Source organism: Arenibacter sp. F20364, assembly GCF_023015905.1.
GTDB lineage: Bacteria > Bacteroidota > Bacteroidia > Flavobacteriales > Flavobacteriaceae > Arenibacter.
Genome location: NZ_JALKBD010000140.1, coordinates 1 through 581 on the forward strand (window position 1 = coordinate 1; position 581 = coordinate 581).

Annotated in this window: 1 protein-coding gene; it reads right to left on the reverse strand. The window is 48.2% G+C overall.

Going from position 1 to position 581, the window contains the following annotated elements; genetic code table 11:
* Positions 1 to 83 precede the first annotated feature (83 nt).
* A partial coding sequence (locus tag MWU84_RS24065) for an ATP-binding protein (RefSeq protein ID WP_246906578.1) occupies positions 84 to 581 on the reverse strand: 498 nt, incomplete at its 5' end.

A 581-nucleotide genomic window follows, 5' to 3' on the forward strand; every position in this document is an offset into this window, starting at 1 on the left:
GGCTATTTCGGAGTGATGGTGCCACCTGTTTCGGTCAAACAGTGCCACTTTGAAAGATCTTTCAATAATACAAAAAAAATGTGTTAAGCGTTTTTTATAATTCCTTTTCTTAAGCTTTCCCCTTTTAGGTCCAACCTATGTGAGGAGTTTACTATTCTGTCCAATATGGCATCCGCAATGGTACTTTCCCCTATAATATCGTACCATGCCGATACGGGTATCTGGGAGGCTATAATGGTGGAGGCCTTATTGTAACGGTCGTCGATGATATCCATCAGGGCCTCCCGGGCGTGGTTGTCAAAACTCTGCAGTCCAAAGTCGTCCAGGATCAACAGGTCCGTTTTCAGGATCTTGTCCAGTTCCTTGAGATAGGTACCGTCCACTTTGCAGAGTTTCAGTCTTTTGAAGAGCCTGGCCGTATTGGCGTATATGGCCCTGTGTTCCATCATACATGCCTGGTGCCCCAGTGCCTGTGCCAGATAGCTCTTGCCCGTTCCAGAGGCCCCGGTGAGGATGATGTTTTCCTTCCGGGCCATAAAATCCAAGGTTCCCAGGCGCGCGAACATGTTCCTGTCCAGGTT